We start from the raw sequence: 3663 nt of genomic DNA, 5'->3' as shown, positions 1-3663 counted from the left end.
CCAATAAGATTATTATGGGCAAGCAAACTAATTTTTTCCCTAATTAAATCATCCAATTCAATGGCAGCAATCGGATTTCTTTCATCGAGATAATCATAAATTCTTTCACGATCTTGTTCTGCATCTACTGTCCAAAGAATTTTCATGATTGACTAGCAGCCAATCGTGCCAATGTTGCAGCTCGTTTTGCTGCGAATTTCGCTTCCACGTCCTCATGTGAAATAAGATTCCCTGCATTAGCTTGATCTAAACCAATTTGAACTTGTTGTTGAAACCAAACATCATAAGATGCAGCTTCTTGTTGTTTTTTGACGAAATCGCGCATGAAATCGCGTAATAATTGTGCACCACTACGGTCAATCTCTTTAGCAAAACTAGAAAATTCTTGCTTTAAAGATTCGTCCACTCGAAAAGTAAAAGTTGCTTCTGCCATATACTCACCAATGTGTTACATTTAATGCCTAATATAACACAAATTAATATATCGCTATTTTTTTCCAACTTAAACTTTGTTATTTTAGATGTTCAGATAAGTCATTTAGACCGTTCCTTATCTGAAATGATCTATAGGTTACAGATCAGGTGACTATCCATATTGACGGTACTGTTCAACAGTAGTGGGTGGTCACCAACCCTTATATTTTGCGATTTAAGCAACTTTTCATCCTTAAAGCCATAAAACCCATACCTACATCGAGCAAAGCTCGGCTAATCGCATCCTATGAGCAAATAGAGCATGTAATCAGGGAGGGTATGTCCTGAATTTAAATTTCTGTTGTTCACTCGTAGACACTCGCTCTGTGAGTGTGTTTGTGCTTTTCCTTTGGCGAAAGCCAAAGATTAGCCCCTAAGGGGTGTGAAGCGAAAGCGGAACATCATCGAAGCCCCAGCGGAGATGACTGGGGGGAGCCGACAACGTAAAAGAGAGTGAACACGAACTTTAGACATCCCCAGATGTCGTTAGTTGTTGGGGGGCAAGCCCACCCCGTCAAACTATCCCGAAGGGTAGTTGACCCACCTCGTTTTAGTGAGAGCGTTCAGCGAATCCGAAGGACATACGAGCCTAGCGAAATATGCACCTAAAAGGGGGTGGGTCAACTACGTAGTAGTATGACGGGGCGCGAGCACGAAGTGCGCTGCAACTTGGAGCGATAGCGGAAAGTGAAAGGCAACAAAAAACGATTATCAAGGGCGTCCAGCCCTTGAAGTACAAGGAATCCTGACGTCCAGGAAGGACGAGCGAAGCGAGCTTGTACGGTAATTGTTTTTAGGCGCAACGAAGTGAAGGCTTTGTGCTTTTTTCTGTGCTTCCGTTGGTGCATCAATTCCACAAGAAAAGCACAATAGAAAACACAGATAGAATTAACCGAACGAGTGTCTACGAGTGATTGAGCACTATGAAAATTTCGCCCTGTTCTTTCCCTGATTACAAATTGGTATTTATACTTTTAAGGCACTGACCGAGCAAAGCGACAACACCATATTTGAAACTAGATCGAGCGAAGCGAGCAAAAAAGTTTTATGAGCGAAGCGAATCCATACTTGCTTTTGCTTTTAGATTTCACAAACAGTATTTACAGAAAAATTGCCCCTCGAAGCGAGGAACGAGCTTCAATAAAGTACGAGCTTTAGCGAGTACATAGGGCAATTTTGACTACTCCCCCTCTTTTTTAATTTTTTTAATTTTTTTAATTTTTAGAGGGTCTGAAATGATTATATAGCAATGCTTTCAGCCTTAATATAGCAACGTTTATCTTGCAATATAGCAACGTTTATCTTGCAATATAGCAACGTTTATCTTGCAATATAGCAACGTTTATCTTGCAAATCGCAACACTAAAGAATAATGTTGCTATAACAACAAAATTAAAATAAGTTGCTGTGTATGAAAAAAGACCTAATCGTTAAGGATAATGCGCTGATCAATGCCAGTTATAATTTAGACCTTGCAGAACAACGCCTAATTCTTTTAGCAATACTGGAGGCGAGGGAATCTAACACCCCTAGTAACCATGATTTAACTATCCACGCAGAAAGCTACATCAATCACTTCAATGTCCACAGAAACACCGCCTACAAAGTCTTAAAGGATGCTTGCAAGAACTTGTTTGAGCGTCGTTTTAGTTACCAAAAATTAACGGCTAAAGGTAATCTTGAGAATGTTATGAGCAGATGGGTGCAGCGTGTGTCCTATGTTGAAAATGAAGCCCTTGTGCGTATCAGATTTTCAGATGACGTTGTGCCACTGATCACCAACCTAGAGAAGCATTTCACCAGTTATGAACTGGAGCAGGTGAGTAGTCTAACCAGTGCCTACGCCATACGTTTATATGAACTCCTGATCGCATGGCGTAGCACTGGCAAAGTATCAATGCTTGAAACTAAGGAATTGCGTTCAAGGCTTGGTGTATTGGATACAGAGCATCAACGGATGGAATCATTTAAAAGACGAGTATTAGAGCCTGCTATTCAACAAATTAACGACCACACCGACATTAAGGCAGAATACGAACAACATAAGCGAGGGCGTTCGATCATTGGCTTTTCATTCAGCTTTAAACAGAAATCCAAGCCTAAAACAGTGAAAGAGGAACGAGATCCAAACACCCCTGACTTTTTTATCAAAATGACTGATTCACAGCGCCATTTATTTGCTAATAAGATGTCTGAAATGCCCGAAATGTCTAAGTATTCACAAGGTACAGAAAGCTATCAGCAATTTGCTATTCGTATTGCTGAGATGCTTTTACAGCCTGAGAAATTTAGGGAGCTTTACCCTTTCTTAGAAAAAGCAGGATTTAAGGGATAAATACCAATGAATAAAAGTGCTTTTATCAAAAAATTCTTAGAAATTTATGTAAATACAACCTTACCCCATCCTGATGACTCTTATAGTCACATAGATTTTGAAGTGATGATCACTCCAAAATATGAAAATAGAAGCCGTATTGCTGTATTTTCAGGTGATCATGGAATATTCCCTATTATATTGGAAATAACAGACAATCCACACCATATAGAACTTGGATATATTGATGTATTTTTAATTGCAAATAAGCCTGTCAGAAAAAGTAAAAAACAACGGGATTTATTGAAGTTAATTATGAAATATCTACAACAAAATAATTTGATAAAATTTAGTCATGACTAAATTCTAAAAGATGCCATTAAAAATAGGTTTAGATAATGAAATTTCTTAAATTAATTATGTTTATTATTCTTAGTGCTTGTTCAGTTGCGACTTACGCTAAAAACAAAGAAAAATTAGTGATAGTCCATGTTACTGATCTTCCTAAACAATATTCTTTTTCACCAAATACCTCCATCGAGGTTCAATCGGTATCTGATAAACCACTCAACGTTAAAAAAGTGGTTGTTAATCGAGGTGCTTGTCTTGCATTACCTGATGACAGAACTAAAAATTTACCTAGTTATGGTAGTCGAGCAGAATATTTAATGGGCGGATGTTATGCCAAACATATTACTGAAATTGCTGTTTACTTAGATAATAATCAAGTAGTTGTATTCAACTTCAATAACTAAATCCAATGTTGTGATGTATGTAAGACTCTTAAAATACGTACATTTTCAGTAATGTCATACACCACAACATAATGCGGATGAACAACTAATTCCCTTGTTCCTTTTTTCTGTCCAGTGCGC

6 protein-coding genes are annotated in these 3663 nt (G+C 38.1%); 3 read left to right on the top strand and 3 right to left on the bottom strand.

All coding sequences use genetic code 11. The features are described from left to right. Both O1449_RS16230 and O1449_RS16225 read right to left on the bottom strand, forming a co-directional pair. Positions 1–146: type II toxin-antitoxin system RelE/ParE family toxin (locus O1449_RS16230; protein ID WP_269239911.1), on the bottom strand; the 146-nt coding region annotated here is incomplete at its 3' end. After that, positions 143–433 (bottom strand): CopG family ribbon-helix-helix protein, encoded by a 291-nt coding sequence (locus tag O1449_RS16225; RefSeq protein WP_020899956.1) that lies wholly within the window; start codon positions 431–433, stop codon positions 143–145. The genes O1449_RS16230 and O1449_RS16225, both read right to left, overlap by 4 nt. A 1452-nt stretch (positions 434–1885) precedes the next feature. On the opposite strand from O1449_RS16225, the gene repM reads away from it, so the two are divergent. Genes repM through O1449_RS16210 form a run of 3 tightly spaced genes read left to right on the top strand, consistent with a single transcriptional unit; the run spans position 1886 to position 3543 of the window. After that, positions 1886–2809: a replication initiation protein RepM gene (gene repM, locus O1449_RS16220; protein WP_087548435.1), complete on the top strand. Its 924-nt coding sequence runs from the start codon at positions 1886–1888 to the stop codon at positions 2807–2809. A gap of 6 nt (positions 2810–2815) precedes the next feature. Next, positions 2816–3151, top strand: coding sequence for a hypothetical protein (locus O1449_RS16215; RefSeq protein ID WP_004906423.1), 336 nt, complete (start codon positions 2816–2818; stop codon positions 3149–3151). Positions 3152–3186: 35 nt separating this feature from the next. Further along, positions 3187–3543, top strand: a complete 357-nt coding sequence (locus O1449_RS16210) for a hypothetical protein (RefSeq protein ID WP_004906424.1) — start codon at positions 3187–3189, stop codon at positions 3541–3543. Here the strand turns inward: O1449_RS16210 and O1449_RS16205 are convergent. After that, on the bottom strand, positions 3540–3663 hold a 124-nt coding region (locus O1449_RS16205), incomplete at its 5' end, for a type II toxin-antitoxin system RelE/ParE family toxin (RefSeq protein WP_269239909.1). The two genes, O1449_RS16210 and O1449_RS16205, sit on opposite strands and share 4 nt — an antisense overlap.

The sequence above is a fragment of the Acinetobacter sp. TR3 genome, from assembly GCF_027105055.1.
In the GTDB taxonomy this organism is placed as follows: Bacteria; Pseudomonadota; Gammaproteobacteria; order Pseudomonadales; family Moraxellaceae; genus Acinetobacter.
The sequence above is the reverse complement of the archived record's forward strand: the minus strand, read 5'-3'. Positions and strand labels throughout refer to the sequence as shown.